Annotated in this window: 19 protein-coding genes and 1 pseudogene; 9 read left to right on the top strand and 11 right to left on the bottom strand. The window is 76.1% G+C overall.

Going from position 1 to position 16,937, the window contains the following annotated elements:
• The first annotated feature begins 20 nt into the window (after positions 1–20).
• Entirely contained in the window at positions 21–704 is a 684-nt protein-coding gene (locus ACI796_RS12500) for a TetR/AcrR family transcriptional regulator (protein ID WP_456941554.1), read from the top strand.
• Here the strand turns inward: ACI796_RS12500 and ACI796_RS12495 are convergent, their stop codons facing one another.
• The 3 genes from ACI796_RS12495 to ACI796_RS12485 all read right to left on the bottom strand — a co-directional run bounded on the left by ACI796_RS12495 (position 705) and on the right by ACI796_RS12485 (position 3,151).
• Positions 705–2,405 carry a DUF885 domain-containing protein gene (locus ACI796_RS12495; protein ID WP_456941553.1) on the bottom strand — a complete coding sequence of 567 codons (1,701 nt, stop codon included), beginning with the start codon at positions 2,403–2,405 and terminating at the stop codon, positions 705–707.
• Positions 2,402–2,938: an FABP family protein gene (locus tag ACI796_RS12490; RefSeq protein WP_456941552.1), complete on the bottom strand. Its 537-nt coding sequence runs from the start codon at positions 2,936–2,938 to the stop codon at positions 2,402–2,404. The genes ACI796_RS12495 and ACI796_RS12490 overlap by 4 nt, the downstream gene beginning before the upstream one ends.
• Before the next feature lie 66 nt (positions 2,939–3,004).
• Positions 3,005–3,151, bottom strand: coding sequence for a hypothetical protein (locus ACI796_RS12485; protein ID WP_456941551.1), 147 nt, complete (start codon positions 3,149–3,151; stop codon positions 3,005–3,007).
• 65 nt (positions 3,152–3,216) lie between these two features.
• Between ACI796_RS12485 and ACI796_RS12480 the strand changes: the two are divergent.
• Positions 3,217–3,381, top strand: a pseudogene (locus tag ACI796_RS12480) (DUF4184 family protein); the annotation flags it as partial.
• A gap of 29 nt (positions 3,382–3,410) precedes the next feature.
• On the top strand, positions 3,411–3,722 hold the full coding sequence (locus ACI796_RS12475) for a hypothetical protein (RefSeq protein WP_456941550.1): 312 nt from the start codon (positions 3,411–3,413) through the stop codon (positions 3,720–3,722).
• A gap of 60 nt (positions 3,723–3,782) precedes the next feature.
• Here the strand turns inward: ACI796_RS12475 and ACI796_RS12470 are convergent, their stop codons facing one another.
• The 7 genes from ACI796_RS12470 to ACI796_RS12440 form a co-directional block, all read right to left on the bottom strand.
• Positions 3,783–4,076 carry a DUF1416 domain-containing protein gene (locus tag ACI796_RS12470; RefSeq protein WP_456941549.1) on the bottom strand — a complete coding sequence of 98 codons (294 nt, stop codon included), beginning with the start codon at positions 4,074–4,076 and terminating at the stop codon, positions 3,783–3,785.
• 2 nt (positions 4,077–4,078) lie between these two features.
• Positions 4,079–4,912, bottom strand: a complete 834-nt coding sequence (locus tag ACI796_RS12465) for a sulfurtransferase (protein WP_456941548.1) — start codon at positions 4,910–4,912, stop codon at positions 4,079–4,081.
• Between the two features lie 35 nt (positions 4,913–4,947).
• Positions 4,948–5,355 carry a DUF4395 domain-containing protein gene (locus ACI796_RS12460; RefSeq protein ID WP_456941547.1) on the bottom strand — a complete coding sequence of 136 codons (408 nt, stop codon included), beginning with the start codon at positions 5,353–5,355 and terminating at the stop codon, positions 4,948–4,950.
• Positions 5,356–5,532: 177 nt separating this feature from the next.
• Positions 5,533–5,970, bottom strand: coding sequence for a TlpA family protein disulfide reductase (locus ACI796_RS12455; RefSeq protein ID WP_456941546.1), 438 nt, complete (start codon positions 5,968–5,970; stop codon positions 5,533–5,535).
• 45 nt (positions 5,971–6,015) lie between these two features.
• On the bottom strand, positions 6,016–6,705 hold the full coding sequence (locus ACI796_RS12450; protein WP_456941545.1) for an LmeA family phospholipid-binding protein: 690 nt from the start codon (positions 6,703–6,705) through the stop codon (positions 6,016–6,018).
• Between the two features lie 14 nt (positions 6,706–6,719).
• Positions 6,720–7,553: a hypothetical protein gene (locus ACI796_RS12445; RefSeq protein ID WP_456941544.1), complete on the bottom strand. Its 834-nt coding sequence runs from the start codon at positions 7,551–7,553 to the stop codon at positions 6,720–6,722.
• On the bottom strand, positions 7,550–8,347 hold the full coding sequence (locus ACI796_RS12440) for an alpha/beta hydrolase family protein (protein WP_456941543.1): 798 nt from the start codon (positions 8,345–8,347) through the stop codon (positions 7,550–7,552). The genes ACI796_RS12445 and ACI796_RS12440 overlap by 4 nt, the downstream gene beginning before the upstream one ends.
• A 99-nt stretch (positions 8,348–8,446) precedes the next feature.
• Here ACI796_RS12440 and ACI796_RS12435 point away from each other — a divergent pair, with 99 nt between their 5' ends.
• From ACI796_RS12435 to pstB, 6 genes are all read left to right on the top strand, one after another.
• Positions 8,447–9,217, top strand: a complete 771-nt coding sequence (locus ACI796_RS12435) for a winged helix-turn-helix transcriptional regulator (protein ID WP_456927571.1) — start codon at positions 8,447–8,449, stop codon at positions 9,215–9,217.
• Complete coding sequence (mshD, locus tag ACI796_RS12430) at positions 9,214–10,152, top strand: mycothiol synthase (protein WP_456941635.1); 939 nt, start codon at positions 9,214–9,216, stop codon at positions 10,150–10,152. The genes ACI796_RS12435 and mshD overlap by 4 nt, the downstream gene beginning before the upstream one ends.
• A gap of 244 nt (positions 10,153–10,396) precedes the next feature.
• Complete coding sequence (gene pstS / locus ACI796_RS12425; RefSeq protein WP_456941542.1) at positions 10,397–11,518, top strand: phosphate ABC transporter substrate-binding protein PstS; 1,122 nt, start codon at positions 10,397–10,399, stop codon at positions 11,516–11,518.
• Positions 11,519–11,620: 102 nt separating this feature from the next.
• Positions 11,621–12,574: a phosphate ABC transporter permease subunit PstC gene (gene pstC, locus ACI796_RS12420; RefSeq protein ID WP_456941541.1), complete on the top strand. Its 954-nt coding sequence runs from the start codon at positions 11,621–11,623 to the stop codon at positions 12,572–12,574.
• A complete protein-coding gene (pstA, locus tag ACI796_RS12415; protein ID WP_456941540.1) occupies positions 12,574–13,653 on the top strand; it encodes a phosphate ABC transporter permease PstA in 1,080 nt (359 codons plus the stop codon). The genes pstC and pstA overlap by 1 nt, the downstream gene beginning before the upstream one ends.
• A gap of 28 nt (positions 13,654–13,681) precedes the next feature.
• Positions 13,682–14,461, top strand: a complete 780-nt coding sequence (pstB, locus tag ACI796_RS12410; protein WP_456927567.1) for a phosphate ABC transporter ATP-binding protein PstB — start codon at positions 13,682–13,684, stop codon at positions 14,459–14,461.
• Between the two features lie 219 nt (positions 14,462–14,680).
• Here pstB and ACI796_RS12405 read toward each other — a convergent pair whose 3' ends face one another.
• A complete protein-coding gene (locus ACI796_RS12405; protein ID WP_456941539.1) occupies positions 14,681–16,771 on the bottom strand; it encodes an LCP family protein in 2,091 nt (696 codons plus the stop codon).
• Positions 16,772–16,937: the final 166 nt, after the last annotated feature.

Genomic DNA, 16,937 nt, shown 5'->3' with positions numbered 1-16,937 from the left:
TCGTCGGGGAGCATGGCGGGGTGCCCACCGCCCGCGAGCGCGTCCGCGCCGAGCTGACCGCCGAGATCGCCGAGGCCGCTCGACGCCAGCTGGCCGAGGTCGGGGCGGCCGGGCTGTCCCTGCGCGCGGTGGCCCGGGAGCTGGGCATGGCGTCGTCCGCGGTGTACCGCTACTTCCCGAGCCGCGACGACCTGTTGACCCGGCTGATCGTCGACGGCTACGACGCCCTCGGGGAGGCGGCCGAGGCCGCCGACGACCCGGACTCGGCGCCGGAGCGGCGCTGGGCGGCGGTGTGCGCGGCGGTGCGCGGCTGGGCCCGCGCGCACCCGCACGAGTACGCGCTGCTCTACGGCTCCCCCGTGCCCGGCTACACCGCGCCGCGCGACACCGTGCCGGCGGCGTCGCGGGTCAGCGTCCTGCTCGGCCGCGTCCTCGGCGACGCCGCCCGGGCGGGCCGGCTGCACGGCGACGGCGGCCGCGTGCCCGGCCTGCTCGGCGACGCGGCCGTCGAGATCCTGGGCCGGGACGCCCCGGGCATCGACGACGCCGTCCGGGTGCGCGCCCTGCTGGCGTGGAGCGCGCTGTTCGGCACGGTCAGCTTCGAGCTGTTCGGCCACCTCGTCGGGTCGGTCGAGGACGCCGACCGGTACTTCGAGCGCGCGGTGGCCGAGCTGGGCGCGCTGATCGGGCTGACCGCCGACTAGCTAGAGGACCGCCAGCTCGGCCTCGAGGTCGTCGAGCCCCAGCGAGCCCTGCGACAGCGCCGCCATGTGCCAGGCCCTCAGGTCGAAGTCGGCACCGCGCGCCCGCTGGGCCGCCGCCCGGCCGGCCAGCCAGGCGCGCTCGCCCAGCTTGTAGCTGATCGCCTGCCCGGGCAGGCCCAGGTAGCGGATCAGCTCGCTGTCGAGGAACGCCGGGTCGCTGCCCAGGTGCTCGCCGGCGAACGCCCGCGCGAGCTCCGGCGTCCACGGCTGCCCGCGGTGGCCGGCCAGCACGCCCTCGGCGTCGTCGGGGACCGGCAGCCGCAGGTGCATGCCGATGTCGATGACCACCCGGATCGCGCGCAGCTGCTGGGCGTCGAGGTAGCCCATGCGGGCGCCGGGCTCGGTGAGGTACCCGAGCTCGTCCATGAGCCGCTCGGCGTAGAGCGCCCAGCCCTCCACGTTGCCGCTGACCGAGCCCAGCGACGTCTGGTAGGTCGACAGGTCGCCGGAGACGTAGGCCCACTGCGCCAGCTGCAGGTGGTGGCCGGGGACGCCCTCGTGGTACCAGATCGAGACCAGGTCCCAGAGCGGGAAGCGCTCGCGGCCGAGGGTCGGCAGCCAGGTGCGGCCCGGCCGGGAGAAGTCCTGCGCCGGGCGGGTGTAGTAGGGCGCCGCCGCGCTGCCGGGCGGCGCGATCATCGCCTCGACCCGGCGGACCGGCTCGGCGAGGTCGAAGTGCGTGCCGTCGAGGGCGGCGATCGCCTCGTCCATCATCGCCTGCAGCCGCTGCCGGATCGCCTCGACGCCGTCGACGGCGGGGCCGTGCTCGTCGAGCCAGGCCATCGCCTCCTTCGGCGAGGACCCCGGCCGCAGCGCCCGCGCCTCGGCCCGCTGCTCGGCCAGCAGCCGCCGGTGCTCGGCCCAGCCCCACGCGTAGGCCTCCTCCAGGCCCTGCCCCACGCCGAGGTCCGAGCCGTTCCACCGGCGGGCGGCGACGGCGTAGCGGTCCCGGCCGACGGCGTCCGGCGTGCCCTCGGCGCGCGGGAGGTACTCGTCGCGCAGGAAGTCGCGCACCTCGGCCACCGCGGCGTCGGCCGCGCGGGCGGCGGCGTCGAGGTCGCCGCGCACGGCGTCGGGGCCGGAGGCGGCCAGCCCGCCGAAGAACGGCCCGGACAGCCACTCGCCGAGCTGGCCGACGACGGTGGACACCTGCCGCGGGGCCACGAACAGCCCGCGGCGGGCGCCCTCGCGCAGGGTGTCGAGGTAGCCGCGGTAGGCCCTGGGCACCCGGGCCATCCGGCGGGCGACCACGCCCCAGTCGTCGTCGGTCGCCGTCGGCATGAGCAGGAAGACCTGGCGGATCGAGTGGACCGGGCTGAACAGGTTCGACAGCGCGCGGAAGCCCTCGCCGGTCTCGTGCGCGGCCAGCTCGGCGCCGAGCCGCTCGCGCAGCAGGCGGGCGCAGCGGCGCTCGATCGGGTCCTCGCCCAGCGCGGGGTCGGCGGCGAGGACGGCGTCGAGCTCGGCCAGCGTGGCGCGGCTGAGCTCGGCCTCGGCCTCCAGGCCGGCCGGGCTGGGGTCGGGCAGCCGGTCGTCGCCGGGCCGGGTGCCCAGCGACGTCGCGACGATCGGGTCGAGGTCGCAGACGGCGTCGACGTAGCGGTCGGCGACCTCGCGGGGAGTGCCTCCCGGGGCGGTCACCGCAGGCGCTCCAGCCGTGCCGACATCGTGGGCCGCAGCGGGGTGTCCGCCCCGGCGCGGTCGACGGCGTACATGAGTGTCCCGTCGACGATGCCGTACAGCCGCACGGCGCGGGTGGTGTCCGGCGCGTCCTGGGTCCGCGCGACGACGTCGGTGGTGAGCTCCCAGCTCGTCGTCGTGCGGGCGCGGCCGACGTACAGCTCGAGCACGCCCTCGGCGCTGGTCACCAGCAGCTCGACGTCGTCCTCGCCGCGCGGCCGCCAGAAGCCGGACTCGCGGGACGCGGGGCCCTCCACCCGGCCGTCGTCGCCGATCAACCAGGTGCGCGACTCGTAGGCGAGGAAGTCGCGCCCGTCGTGGGCGAAGCGGATCCACTGGCCGAAGCGCCGGTCACCGGCGTCCCCGCCGGCGAGGACACCCTCGCCGTGCCACTCCCCCAGCAGCGGCAGCACCGAGAGCAGGGCGTGCGCCACCTCGGGGCCCTCACGGACGTCGACGGTGTCGGCGACGGGCAGTTCGGTCGGGCCGGTCACCGGCCGGCGTCCCGGGGAGGCATGCCCGCCACCGTAGTCCGGCGGCGGCCTGCCCTCCTGCGCCGGTCAGCGCCCGCGGCCGGGGCGGCCCGGGGACGACGGCGGCACGCGGCGGGACCGCTCGGCCGGCCGCCGGGCCAGCCGCCGCGCGGCGAGGCCGCAGGCGAGCGCCAGGAGCACGGCGAGCGCGACGAGGACCCAGGCGGCGACCACGACGCCACGGTAGGCAGCCGCCCGGCGCTGCGCCGCGGGACCCGCCGCCGCGGGGAGGATGAGACGTGCCGTTCACGGGAAGCCACCCCGCCGCGGTGCTGCCCCTGCTGCGGACCGGCCTGCCCGCCTCCGCGCTCGTCGCGGGGAGCCTCGCCCCCGACCTGCTCTTCCACCCGCCGGTCGACACCGGCGTGCGCACCCACACCGCCCTCGCCGTCGTGAGCACCGACGTCGTGCTGGGCAGGCTGCTGTGGGCGCTGTGGCACGGCCTGCTGTCCCGGCCGGCGCGCTGGTCCTGCTGGTCTGGCTGGTGTGGTGGTGGCGGCGCACGCCCGCCGGGCCGGCGGCGGCGCACCCGCGGTGGTGGCTGCCGTGGGCCGTGCTCGCGGGTGCGTCGGGGGTCGCGGGGGCGGTCGTGGCCGCGGGAGCACCCGACGTCCGGTCGGCCGGGGGCGCCGCGGCCTTCACCGGCGGCGGCGCGGCGCTCGGCGCCGCCGTCCTGCTCGCCCTGGCCTGCACCGTCCGCGGACGCGACAGCGCCCCTCTCGGCCGAGGCCGAGAGGGGCGCTGAACCGGTCCCCTGCAGGGTCCCGCCGCGAGCCCGTGAGTGGCGGGGGGCAGGGGGTCCCTCTCAGTCGAGGACGACGGTGGTCTCCGTCAGGCCGACCTCGGCCTCCACGACGCGCTCACCGCGGCCGGCGGGGGCCAGCGAGCGCAGCTTCCACGTGCCCGGGGCGGCGAAGAAGCGGAACTCGCCCTCCGGGCTGGTCACCACCTCGGCGGTGAACTCGTCGGTGGCGTCGAGCAGCCGGACGTAGGCCCCGGCCACCGGCGCGCCGTCGTGCCACACCTGGCCCTGGATCACCGTCTGGGTGTCGAGGTCGATACCGGCGAGGGCACCGCCCTGCTTCGGGGCGCCGCACATGCTCAGGCCCCCTTCTCGATCGGGACACCGACCAGCGAGCCGTACTCGGTCCACGAGCCGTCGTAGTTCTTGACGTTCTGCTGGCCGAGCAGCTCGCGCAGCACGAACCAGGTGTGGCTCGAGCGCTCGCCGATCCGGCAGTAGGCGATGGTGTCCTTGGACTCGTCCAGGCCGGCGTCGGCGTAGAGCTTGCGCAGCTCGTCGTCGCTCTTGAAGGTGCCGTCCTCGTTGGCCGCCTTGCTCCACGGCACGTTCACCGCGGTCGGGATGTGGCCGGGACGCTGCGCACCCTCCTGCGGCAGGTGGGCGGGGGCGACCAGCTTGCCGGCGAACTCGTCGGGCGAGCGGACGTCGACCAGGTTCTGCTGGCCGATCGCGGCCACGACCTCGTCGCGGAAGGCGCGGATGGAGGTGTCGGGCTCCTGGGCCCGGTACTGGGTGGCCGGGCGCTCGACGGCGTCGGAGGACAGCGGGCGGCTGTCGAGCTCCCACTTCTTGCGGCCGCCGTCGAGGAGCTTGACCTGGTCGTGGCCGTAGAGCTTGAAGTACCAGTAGGCGTAGGCGGCGAACCAGTTGTTGTTGCCGCCGTAGAGGACGACGGTGTCGTCGTTGCCGATGCCCTTGGCGGACAGCAGCTCCTCGAACTGGTCCTTGCTGACGAAGTCGCGGCGCAGGGGGTCCTGCAGGTCCTTCTTCCAGTCCAGCTTGACCGCGCCCTCGATGTGGCCCTTGTCGTAGGCGCTGGTGTCCTCGTCGACCTCGACGAAGACGATGCCGGGGGCGCCGATGTTCTCCTGCGCCCAGTCGGCGGTGACGAGCACGTCGTTGCGGCTCATGGGGGATCTCCTCCCAGTGGTGGGTGTGCGGACGGTCAGGCGGTGCGGGCGGGACGGGCCCGCCGGACGGTCAGGTACAGCTCGCAGCCGAGGCAGAAGCCGGTGGCCGCGTTGAGCAGGGCCGCGACGAGGGCGAGCCCGGTGGCGACGGCGCCGAGCACCGGCGCACCGAGCAGGTACCCCGCCGCGCCGACGCCGGCGAACACGAACCCGACGAACTGGGCGAAGCGCACCGGCGCCTCGGGCTCGCGCTCCCGCGCCGGCCCCAGCCGGGGGGCGACCAGGGTGCGGAACAGCACCGCGTACGGCGCGTACCGCAGGCCGGCGGCGGCGCCCACGGCGAAGACGACCGCCTGGACGGCGGCCAGCTCCCCGCTCGCGGTCAGCAGGACGACGGCCAGGACGGCGCTGGTGACCCACGCGGCGGAGCGCGGGCCGCGCACGTCGACCGTACGGGCAGGACTCAGGGACATCGACGAGGCTCTCCGGACGGCGGTCAGGGCACGTCTGGGCGGAGCGGGACCGCCCTCAGGAGGCGCGACACAGGCAGCTGCCGACGCGGCACAGGTCCACTGTGCGGCGCGAGGTCAGCAGGGTGCCCACGCGGGCAGGGTAGCCGATCACGACCGGGCCCCCGTGTGCGCCTCCACCAGGGCGGTGAGCTCCTCCGGGCGCGGCGCGCCGCTGCTGCGGCCCAGCAGCCGGCCGGCCCGGTCCAGGTAGAACAGCGTCGGGGTGCGCCGGACGTCGAGCGCGCGGACCGCCTCGAGGGAGCTCTCGGCGTCGACGTGCACGTAGGCCAGGCCCGGCCGGGTGGCCTGCAGGTGCTGCAGCCGCGCGCGGGTGGTGCGGCACGGCCCGCAGAACGCGGTGGAGAACTGGACGACGGTCAGGTCCGCCTCGCCCGGCCGCACGCCGAGCCCCTCGAGGACCGCGGTCGGTCCGTCCACGGGCTCCTCCTCCGTCCTGAGCCGGCCGTCGCGGGTGCGCAGCCACCAGGCCGCCGCGGCGGTCAGCACGAGCGCCACGGCGAGCACCACGAGGCCGGTCCCGCTCATCCCCCGCACCAACCCGACCGGTCCGGTGCGCATTCCCGGGGCGGCTCAGGGCGCGCGCAGCACCGTGTCGGTGGCCTCGGCGGTCACCTCCACGCCGGCGTCGGCCGGGCGCAGGCCGGTCAGCCGCAGCCCGAACGGCAGCTCGACCGGGTAGCGGAGGTCGAGCAGGTCGCTCGCCCGGTCGACGACGAACCCGGGCACGTCGACGCCGGCCGCGTCGGCCTCCTCGACGTCGACCACGAGGTCCTCGCCGTCCAGCGACACCGTGCCCGCGGCGGTGAGCGGGACGGTGTACCCGAGCACCTCCACGGTCCGGGTGACGCGCAGCCCGTCGCCCTCGCGGGCCACGGTGGTGTCGCCGCCGAGCTGCTGGGCGAGCAGCGCGTAGGACAGCGTCGCCGTGCCGTCGACCCGGTCCACCGGCACCTCGCGCACCGACCCCGACACCGCGTCGGGCAGCGGCACGTGCGCCCCGCGCAGCCGGACGTCGGCGGTGGTCCCCTCCGGCTGCCCCAGCTCGGCGGCGGTCAGCGAGATGCGGACGTCGTCGTAGGTGCCCGACACCGCCTGGGTGAGGAACGGCCAGCCCCGGACGTCGACGTCGGGCGTCCCGGCGAGCCCGCCGGCGTCGCGCAGCGCCTCGGCGACCCGGTCCTCGGCGACGCCCTCGGCGACCGGGTCGGCCACCAGCGCGAGCACGACGAGCAGGGCGGGGACGACGAGCAGGGCGCGCACGGGTGCGACCGGCCTCAGACCGCGGCGAGGGCGAGCAGCACCGGCGCGCACACGGCCAGCGGCAGCACCGCCTCGACCACGACCCTGGCGACGGCGGCGCCGCGGCGCCGCTCCCCGCCGCCGCCCACCGCGAACGAGGCGGCGGTCCCCGCCAGCCCGGCGACCAGGCCGAGCACCAGGCCGACGGCGACGGCGCCGACGACGTCGGCGGTCGCGCCGGTGCCGCGCCCGAGCAGCGTGACGACGACCCCGGTCACCACGGCGAGCAGCAGCGCCGGCACGCCGCGGTCGGCGCCGGCGGCCACCGCGGGACGGGGCAGCACGGCGTCGACGAGGTGCGCGACGACCAGGGCGGCGCCGGCGGCCAGCAGCGGCGAGGCGGCGCGGTCGCCGTCGTCGCCGGCGACGTCGGGCAGCAGCAGGAGCGCCAGCGCGCAGACGGCGGACACCAGCACCGCCTCGCTGCCCAGCGAGCCGACGACGTCGGTGCGCGGCGGCCGGCGCAGCATCTGGTGCAGCACCGCGACGATCAGCGCGGGCCCCGCGACCGCGAGCAGCAGGCCCGGGCCGGGCCGGTCCCCGTCGCCGGCGAGCAGGTCCACGGCCAGGTCGGCGCCGACGGCGGCGCCGGCCCCGACCACCGCGACGCCCGCGGCCCCGGCCGGCGCCGTGGCGCGCACCCAGCCCGCGACCAGGAGGGCCTGCAGCACGAGGACGGCGACCAGCCGCCCCCGCTCCCCCAGCAGGTCCGGCGCGAGCAGCACCGCGGCCACGGCCGCGCCGGTGACGACGGCCGCGGCGGCGTGCCGCGCGCGGGTGGCCGGCGGGGAGTCCAGCGCCGTGGTCACGTCCCCTCCTGCCCGGGACCGCCCGGCGACCCCGTCGGCGCCGGCACCTCCCGCTCGCCCCCGATCGTCGCAGACGCCCAGCGCCCGACGCGCTCGACGAGCGGAGCGGTGAGGGCGCTCTCGGCGTGTCCGAAGCCGGGGACCACCCACGCGGTCGCCGTCGGGCCGGCCGCCCGCGCCAGCGCGCGGGCGTGCTCGAGCGGGAAGTAGGCGTCGCGGTCGCCGTGCACGAGCAGCAGCGGCGTCGGGGCGATCCGGGAGACCGCCTCCAGCGGCGACGAGGGCACGGTCTCCCACGGCGGCGCCAGGCGGACGCCGAGCAGGCGCGCGCCGGCCCGCCGGCCGAGCGTCGTCTCCAGCAGCCAGTGCACGCGGCGCATGGGCGGGGTGTCGCGGACGTACCAGCGGCTGACCGCGCTGACGGCGACCACCGCGTCGGGCCGGTGCCGGCCGAGCGCCGCCTGCCGCAGCACCGCGCCCCCGCCCATCGACAGCCCGAGGGTGACCACCGCGCCCGCGCCGTCGTCCCGCGCGGCGGCCACCGCCGCGTCGACGTCGCGCAGCTCGTCGTCGCCCCCGGCCCCCGTGCCGCCGCCGGAGCGGCCGTGCCCGCGGAAGTCCAGGGCGCGCACCTCGCCGAACCGGGACAGCCAGCCGGCCATCCGCCGGAACGGCGGGTACGCGGTGGAGTTGGTGAACCCGTGCGCCACGACGAAGGCCAGGTCGGTCACCGGCCCGGAGGCCGGGACGACGAGACCCTCGAGCCGCACGCCGTCCTCGGTGGGGACCGTCACCGGACGCGCTCGGCCGACCTCGGAGGGGACGGGACGCACGTCGGCTATCCTGCGGTCTCGGTTCGACAGCGCCGTCGACGCCCTCCCCGAGGAGACGACATGCGACTCGTGCTCATGACCGCGGCGCGTCAGGCCACGACCGAGGTGCTGCCCGCGCTGGGGCTGCTCGGCCACCAGGTCCGCGTCGTGGCCCCCGAGCTGTCGAGCCTGCTCGACGGCGACTCCGGCGACGTCGTGCTCGTCGACGCCCGCCACGACCTCATCCAGGCCCGCACGCTGTGCAGCCTGCTGTCCTCGACCGGGGTGGCCTCCGCCCTGGTCGCGGTCCTCTCCGAGGGCGGGCTGGTCGCGCTCTCGGCCGACTGGGGCGTCGACGACGTCCTGCTCGACACCGCCGGCCCGGCCGAGGTCGACGCGCGGCTGAAGTGGGCCACCGCCCGCCGGCTCGCCGCGACCACCCCGGCCGACGGCGCCGACGGCGGCGTCACCCAGGCCGGCGAGCTGGTCATCGACGAGCACAGCTACTCGGCGAAGCTGCGCGGCCGCCCGCTCGACCTCACCTACAAGGAGTTCGAGCTCCTCAAGTACCTCGCCCAGCACCCCGGCCGGGTGTTCTCCCGCGCGCAGCTGCTGCAGGAGATCTGGGGCTACGACTACTTCGGCGGCACCCGCACGGTCGACGTCCACGTGCGGCGGCTGCGCGCCAAGCTCGGCACCGAGCACGAGGCGCTGATCGGCACCGTCCGCAACGTCGGCTACAAGCTCGACCAGCAGGTGGCCGACGCGACCGCCGCGGCCGCCCGCGCCGAGGCCGAGCGGTCGGCGAACACGGTGGCCGACGCCTCCCCCACCACCGCCCCGCTGCTCTGAGCGCCGCTGCCGTCTCCGACTCCGCCGGGCTCGACCCCGCGCGGACCGCTGCCGTCCTCGCGCTGCTGCGGGCGGCCGCGGTGGCCGACGGCGTGCGGCCGCTGTCGGAGGAGGCCGAGCTGCGGCTGCAGCACGGCGGCCCGCCCGGCGGCCGGGACGTCGTCGCCACCGACGACGGCGGCGCGCTCACCGGCTACGCCCGGCTCGAGCTCGGCGACGGCAGCGGGGACGCCGAGGGCGAGCTCGTCGTCGCGCCCGCGGCCCGGGAGCGCGGGGTGGGCGGCGCGCTGCTGACCCGGCTCGAGGAGCTCGCCGCCGGCCGGCCGCTGCGGGTCTGGGCGCACGGCGACCTGCCGGCCGCCACCGCGCTGGCCGCCGCCCGCGGCTACACCCGGGCCCGGGTGCTGCTGCAGATGCGCCGCCCGCTCACCGACGCCGACCTGGACGCGCCCGCCCCGCTGCCGCCGGACGTGTCGGTGGCCGCCTTCCGCCCCGGCCGGGACGAGGCGGCCTGGCTGCGCCTGAACGCGCGGGCCTTCGCCGCCCACCCCGAGCAGGGCGCCTGGACGCCGGAGGACCTGCGGCTGCGCGAGGCCGAGCCCTGGTTCGACCCGGCCGGCTTCCTGCTCGCCTGGCGCGGCGACCCCGACGCCGGCGGCACGCTGCTCGGCGCGCACTGGACGAAGGTGCACCCGCCCGGTGACGCCGGCCCGGACGCCGTCGGCGAGGTGTACGTGCTGGGCATCGACCCCGACGCCCAGGGGCTCGGGCTGGGCCGGGCGCTGACCGGGCGCGGCCTGGCGCACCTGCGCGCCCGCGGCCTGGACGAGGTGCTCCTCTACACCGAGGAGGACAACACCGCGGCGGTCACGCTCTACGGGCGCACCGGCTTCACGCGGTACGCCGTCGACGTCTCCTGGCGGCGCCTCCCCTGAGTCCGGGATACGAGGCGCAAACGTCCCTTTGTGCCGCACCGGACGTGTCCGCCGCCACCCGAATCGCCCTGGTTCACCTGCCGGACGTGACGTCGTCCTCACCCGGTCGGGAAAGGCTCCACCGGCGTTCACCGGGCGTTCATCGAGCGACCCGGGACCGGCCACCTGCGCTGCCTACCGTCCCGTTCCGTTGGTCCTCCCCTGCCCGGCAACGAGGTCCGGGCACCTCCGGAAAGGCACTGGCTTGAAGCTCAGCACCCGGTCGCGCGCCGTCGTCCTCAGCACGGCGCTGGCCAGCACCCTCACGCTCGCCGCGTGCGGGGCCGCCAACGAGTCGGACAGCTCCTCGGGCGGCAGCGACAGCGGCAGCGGCGCGAGCGCCGCCGAGCTCAGCGGCGACCTCGTCGGCGCCGGCGCCAGCAGCCAGCAGGCGGCCATGGAGGCCTGGCAGGCCGGCTTCGAGGGCGAGTACCCCGACGTCCAGTTCAGCTACGACCCGGCCGGCTCCGGCGCGGGCCGCGAGCAGTTCATCGAGGGCCGGGCCGACTTCGCCGGCTCCGACGCCGCGCTGGACGACGAGGAGCTGGCCGCCGCGCAGGAGCGCTGCGGCGGCGGCGAGGTCTTCGAGCTGCCGAACTACATCTCGCCGATCGCGGTCGTCTTCAACCTCGAGGGCGTCGACTCGCTCGACCTCACGCCCGACGTGATCGCCCGCATCTTCACCGGCCAGATCACCACCTGGAACGACCCGGCGATCGCCGAGGCCAACCCGGACGCCCAGCTGCCCGACACGGCGATCACCCCCGTGCACCGCGCCGACGACTCGGGCACCACGGACAACTTCACCGACTACCTGTTCCAGACCGCCGGTGACGTGTGGACCTCGGAACCCGACGGCGTGTGGCCGCTGCCCGGTGGCGAGGCCGCCAGCGGCACCTCCGGCGTCATCGGCGTCGTCGAGAGCACGGCCGGCGCCGTCACCTACGCCGACGCCAGCCGCGCCGGTGACCTGGGTGTCGCCAGCGTCGCCGTCGGCGAGGAGTTCGTCGCCCCGTCGGCCGAGGCCGCCGCGGCCGTCGTCGAGAACTCCCCGGCCGTGGAGGGCCGCGGCCAGTACGACTTCGCCATCGAGCTCAACCGGCAGACCGAGGGCACCGGCGAGTACCCGGTCGTCCTGGTCAGCTACCACGTGGGCTGCGTCCAGTACGACGACCAGGCGACCGCCGACAACGTCAAGGCCTTCATGTCCTACGTGATCAGCGAGGACGGCCAGCAGGCCGCGGCCGACAACGCCGGCAACGCGCCGATCTCCGACACCCTGCGCGAGCAGGCCCAGACCGCGGTGGACGCGATCACCGCCGGCTGACCGGAGCACCATCAACGGTGGCCCGGGGCGTCGCTGACGCCCCGGGCCACCGCCCCGCCCGGAGACGGGCTCCCCGCACCACCGATCGACCTCGGAGCAACGGTGACCGCCACGAAGGCCCCGACCCCACCCCCGTCGCAGCAGCGCGTCGTGCGCCGGGCGGGGGACCGCATCTTCGCCGGCAGCGCCAAGAGCTCCGGCATCTTCATCCTGCTGGTGCTCGCCGGCGTGGCCGTCTTCCTCATCAGCGAGGCGATCCCCGCCCTCACCGCGCCGGCGGCGGACATCCCCGGTGGCGAGGGCCTCGGCTCCTACATCGCCCCGCTCATCGTCGGGACCCTGCTCGGCGCCGTCCTCGCGCTGGTCGTGGCCACGCCGCTCGCCGTGGGCATCGCGCTCTTCGTCACCTACTACGCGCCCCGCCGGATCGCGGCCGGCCTCGGCTACGTGATCGACCTGCTCGCGGCCATCCCCAGCGTCGTCTACGGCTTCTGGGGGCTCGCGGTCCTCGCGCCGGCCCTGGTCCCGTTCCACCAGTGGGCCGCCGACGACCTGGGCTGGCTCCCGATCTTCGCCGGCCCGGCCTCCGCCAGCGGCCGCACGATGTTCACCGTCGGCCTGGTGCTCGCGGTCATGATCCTGCCGATCATCTCGGCCATCTCCCGCGAGGTCTTCAGCCAGGCCCCGGCCCTGCACCGCGAGGCCGCGCTCGCCCTCGGCGCGACGCGCTGGGAGATGATCAAGATGGCGGTGCTGCCCTACGGCAAGTCCGGCGTCATCGCCGGGGCGATGCTGGGGCTGGGCCGCGCGCTCGGCGAGACCATGGCAGTCGCCATCGTGCTGTCGGGCGGCGCCGGCGCCACGCTCAACCTGATCAGCAGCTCGAACCCCTCGACGATCGCGTCCAACATCGCCCTGAGCTTCCCCGAGGCCACCGGCCTGGGGATCAACACCCTGATCGCCAGCGGCCTGGTGCTGTTCGTCATCACCCTCGCGGTCAACATGCTCGCCCGCTGGATCGTCAACCGGCGCGCCGACTTCTCCGGAGCCAACTGATGAGCACCTCCACGCAGTCGACGCTGCAGGTCGCCCCGGACCCGTCCGGCCCGGTCCCGCGCCGCTCCCGCCTCCCCCGGTTCGCCCCGCTCGGGCTCTACGCGGCCGGCATCGCCGTCGGGGCGCTCCTGTCGGCGCTCACCGGGTTCAGCATCGCCTTGACGGTGATCTACGGTGCGGTCCTGGGCACGCTGGCGGTGTACGTCGGGTCCCGGGTGGTCGAGGGACGGCGCAAGGCCAGCGACCGGCTGGTCACCTCGCTGGTGACCACGGCCTTCGCGATCGCGATGATCCCGCTGGTGTCGCTGGTCTACACGGTGCTCGAGAAGGGCCTGGCCCGCTTCGACGCCATGTTCTTCACCAACTCGATGTACCGGGTCGTGGGTGAGGGCGGCGGCGCCTACCACGCCATCCTCGGCACGCTGATCATCACCGCCATCACCGCGGTGATCTCGGTGCCGATCGGCCTGCTGACCGCCATCTACCTCGTCGAGTACGGCACCGGCCGGTTGAAGCGGGCGATCACCTTCTTCGTCGACGTCATGACCGGCATCCCGTCGATCGTCGCCGGCCTGTTCGCCTTCGCCCTGTTCACGCTGCTGTTCGGCAACGACGTCCGGCTCGGCCTCATGGGGTCCGCGGCCCTCTCGGTGCTCATGATCCCGGTCGTCGTCCGCTCCTGCGAGGAGGTCCTCAAGCTCGTCCCCAACGAGCTGCGCGAGGCCAGCTACGCCCTGGGCGTGCCCAAGTGGCGGACGATCATGAAGGTCGTCCTGCCGACCGCCGTCGCCGGCCTCGGCACCGGCATCACCCTCGCCGTGGCCCGCGTCGTGGGCGAGACCGCGCCGCTGCTCATCACCGTCGGCCTGATCACCGGCACCAACCTGAACCCGTTCGACGGGCGGATGGCGACGCTCCCGGTGTTCGCCTACTACCAGCTCACGCAGCCGGGTACCGACACCCAGGCGTTCCTCGACCGGGCCTGGACGGCGGCACTCGTCCTCATCATCCTGGTGATGGTCCTCAACGTCGTGGCCCGCCTGATCAGCCGTTTCTTCGCCCCCAAGACCGGTCGCTGACCGACCCCCCGACCCGGAGGATCCCCCCGTGGCCAAGCGCATCGAGGTCTCCGACCTCAACATCTACTACGGCAACTTCCTCGCCGTGGAGGGCGTGAACGTCTCCATCGAGCCGCGCAGCATCACCGCGCTGATCGGGCCGTCGGGCTGCGGGAAGTCGACCTTCCTGCGCTCGCTCAACCGCATGCACGAGGTCATCCCCGGCGCCCGCGTCGAGGGCAAGGTCGTCATGGACGGCCAGGACCTCTACGGCGCCGACACCGACCCGGTCGACGTCCGCCGGCAGATCGGCATGGTCTTCCAGCGGCCCAACCCGTTCCCGACGATGTCGATCTACGACAACGTCATCGCCGGCAACCGGCTCAACAACAAGCGGATGAAGAAGTCCGAGACCGACGAGCTGGTCGAGCGCTCGCTGCGCGGCGCCAACCTGTGGGACGAGGTCAAGGACCGGCTGGGCCGTCCCGGATCGGGCCTGTCGGGCGGTCAGCAGCAGCGGCTGTGCATCGCCCGGGCGATCGCCGTCGAGCCCGACGTGCTGCTCATGGACGAGCCCTGCTCCGCCCTGGACCCGATCTCCACGCTGGCCATCGAGGACCTGATGACCGAGCTCAAGGAGCGGTTCACCATCGTGATCGTCACGCACAACATGCAGCAGGCGGCGCGGGTGAGCCAGTCCACCGGCTTCTTCAACCTCAACGGCGTGGGTCAGCCCGGCCGGCTGATCGAGTTCAACCCGACCGAGAAGATCTTCAGCAACCCCGACCAGAAGGCGACCGAGGACTACATCTCCGGCCGCTTCGGGTGACGCTCCCTGCTCCGTCCACGGGCCCGGTCAGCTGCTGACCGGGCCCGCGGCCGTTCGGCAGCCGGATCCGGCCCTGCGCCCGCTCCTGCTCTGCCCCCGAAGCGGACAGAGCACGAGTCCGCCCACGGCCACTCCTTCGGCCCTCGCTCGTGCTCTGCCCCGTGGGACGGGGCAGAGCACGAGCGACTGCCCGGGGTCCCGCCCGGCGGGGCGCCCCGGTCAGCAGCTGACGGGCGTGGCGGGGGCAGCCGTCGTGGCGGGCGCCGCGGACGTCTCCGGCGCCGGCGCGGCGACCGCGGCGGGCGCCGGGGCGGGGGCCACCTGCACCGGGACGACGCCGGTGTAACCCGGGCCGAGGACCAGCTGCACGGTGTCGCCGATGGCGTCGCTGGGCTGCAGGACCGCGCCGGGGACGGCGGCGGCCACGGTGCGCGCCTGCTCGACCACCCCGGGGCCGTGCCGGACGACGGTCTGGTTGACCGTGCCGCGCTCGTTGCCGACCTGGCCCACGGCGAAGCCCTGCCGGCGCAGCAGGTCCGCCACGGTCGAGGCCAGCCCGGTAGTGGCGGTGCCGTTGAGGACGTCGACGGTCACGGCGGCCGGCGCCACGGTCAGCGGCTGGGCGGCCGGGCTCGCGGCGGGCTGCTCGGCACCGGTGGCCCCCGCGGCGGGGTCGGCCGCCGGGGTGCCGGCGGCCGCCGCGGCCGGGTCCGCGGGAGCGGTCGCCGCCGCGGCGACCGGGGCGGCCAGCTCGGCGGGCACGGTGCTGTCCTCGATGACGTCGTCGAACAGCGCGCGGGTGGCCGCGCCGTCGAGCAGCACGTAGGCCTGGTCGCTGCCGGCGGGCACGTAGCCGACCTGCGCCACCGGCAGGCTCGCCCGCTGGACGGCGTCGCCCTCGAGGTCGCCCAGCGCCGAGGCCAGCGTGCGGAGGTCGCCGAGCGTCGTCTGCTCGTCGACGGTGAGCGCGTCGGCGGACCGCGTGAGGAACCTGGTGAGGTCGTAGGTGTCGGTCAGCGTCCCGACGGTCATCGCCGAGCGCAGCGTGGCCGACAGCAGCAGCTGCGTGCGCTCGGCCGCGGCGACCCCGGTGACGTCGGAGCCGGCGTCACCGGGCGCCAGGTAGCGGCCGACCTGCACCCCGGTCAGCTCCGACGTGCCGGCCGGCAGCGGCGCGGCGGAGGCGGCGCCGGCGGGACCGGCGGTGGGCAGGCAGACGCTGACCCCGCCGACGGCGTCGACCATCGCCGGGAGGCGGCCGAGGTCGACGGCGAGGTAGTGGTCGACGCGCAGCCCGGACAGCTGCTGCACCGCGCGGACCATGCACGCGGGCCCGCCGGCCAGCAGCGACGCGGCGAACGCCTCGGAGACGGGCTCGCGGGCGGCGCCGTCGTCGGTCCGGCAGGCGGGGGTGTCGACCCACGCCGTCGGGGGGACGCTGACCAGGACGGCGCGCTGCTCGTCCGCGGCGACGTGCACGAGCAGCGTGGTGACCGAGGCCGGCCCGGCGGTACCGGGGAGGTCGGTGCCGACCACGAGGTAGGTGGTCGACCCGTCCTGCAGCTGCGGGGCGATCACCTCCGGCCCCTCGGGGGCGAGAGCGGCGACGCGGGCGATGCTGCGGTCGACGTAGGCGTAGAGGCCGGCGTGGTAGCCGACCACGAGACCGATCAGCACGCCGAGGACCACGGCGGCGCGGACCAGCCGGCGGCGGCCGGGGCTGCGCGGCGGGCGCGGGGCCGCGGGCCGGCGGGTGCTCCCGGCGCCGGACACCGCCGGGCCGTCGAGGCCGGGGATCGGCGGGTGCGCGGGGCGGCCGGGAAGCGGCGGCACCGGGCGGGAGTACTGGACGCCGGCCGGCGGCGTGCCGGGCAGCGGCGGGACGGGCGCCGAGTGGTGGACGCCCACGGGCGTCCCCGGCAGCGGCGGGACCGGGCGGGAGTGCTGCACGCCGGCCGGCGGCGTCACCGAGGCGGGGCGCTGGACGCCCCTCGGCGGGGTGCCGGGCAGCGGCGGGACCGGACGGGAGTGCTGGACGCCGGCCGGCGCGGCGGGGACCGGGGGCAGCCCGCGACGGGGCTCCTCGGGCGCGGCCGCTGAGGACGCGGCGGCCGCTCCGGGTACGGGCGGCTTCGGCCCGCGGTGCGGGGGCAGCGACTCACCGGGCTCGAGCGGGATGGGCACCTCGCCGGTGCGGCGCGCGGCGCGGCGGCCGGTGGCCCCGCCCTGGCGGGCGAGCAACTGCTCGACGGTCACCGGCCCCGGCGCGTCACCGCGCGCGGCCCGGTCGTCCCCCCGCTCGTCCCGCACCGCTGTCGATCCCATCGTCGTGGCCCGTGCCGTCGCACACCGCACGCGCGGCAGTACTCAACGATACGGGCGGAAGCGGCCGTCGACCGGTTGCACGCGGCGTGACCCGCCGGGCGGGTCGCGTTTGCGCAGGCCACGAACGAGGGAGCGGCGGTCGGCGGACGGG

It is taken from the genome of Geodermatophilus sp. SYSU D00525, assembly GCF_054050475.1.
The sequence above is the reverse complement of the archived record's forward strand: the minus strand, read 5'-3'. Positions and strand labels throughout refer to the sequence as shown.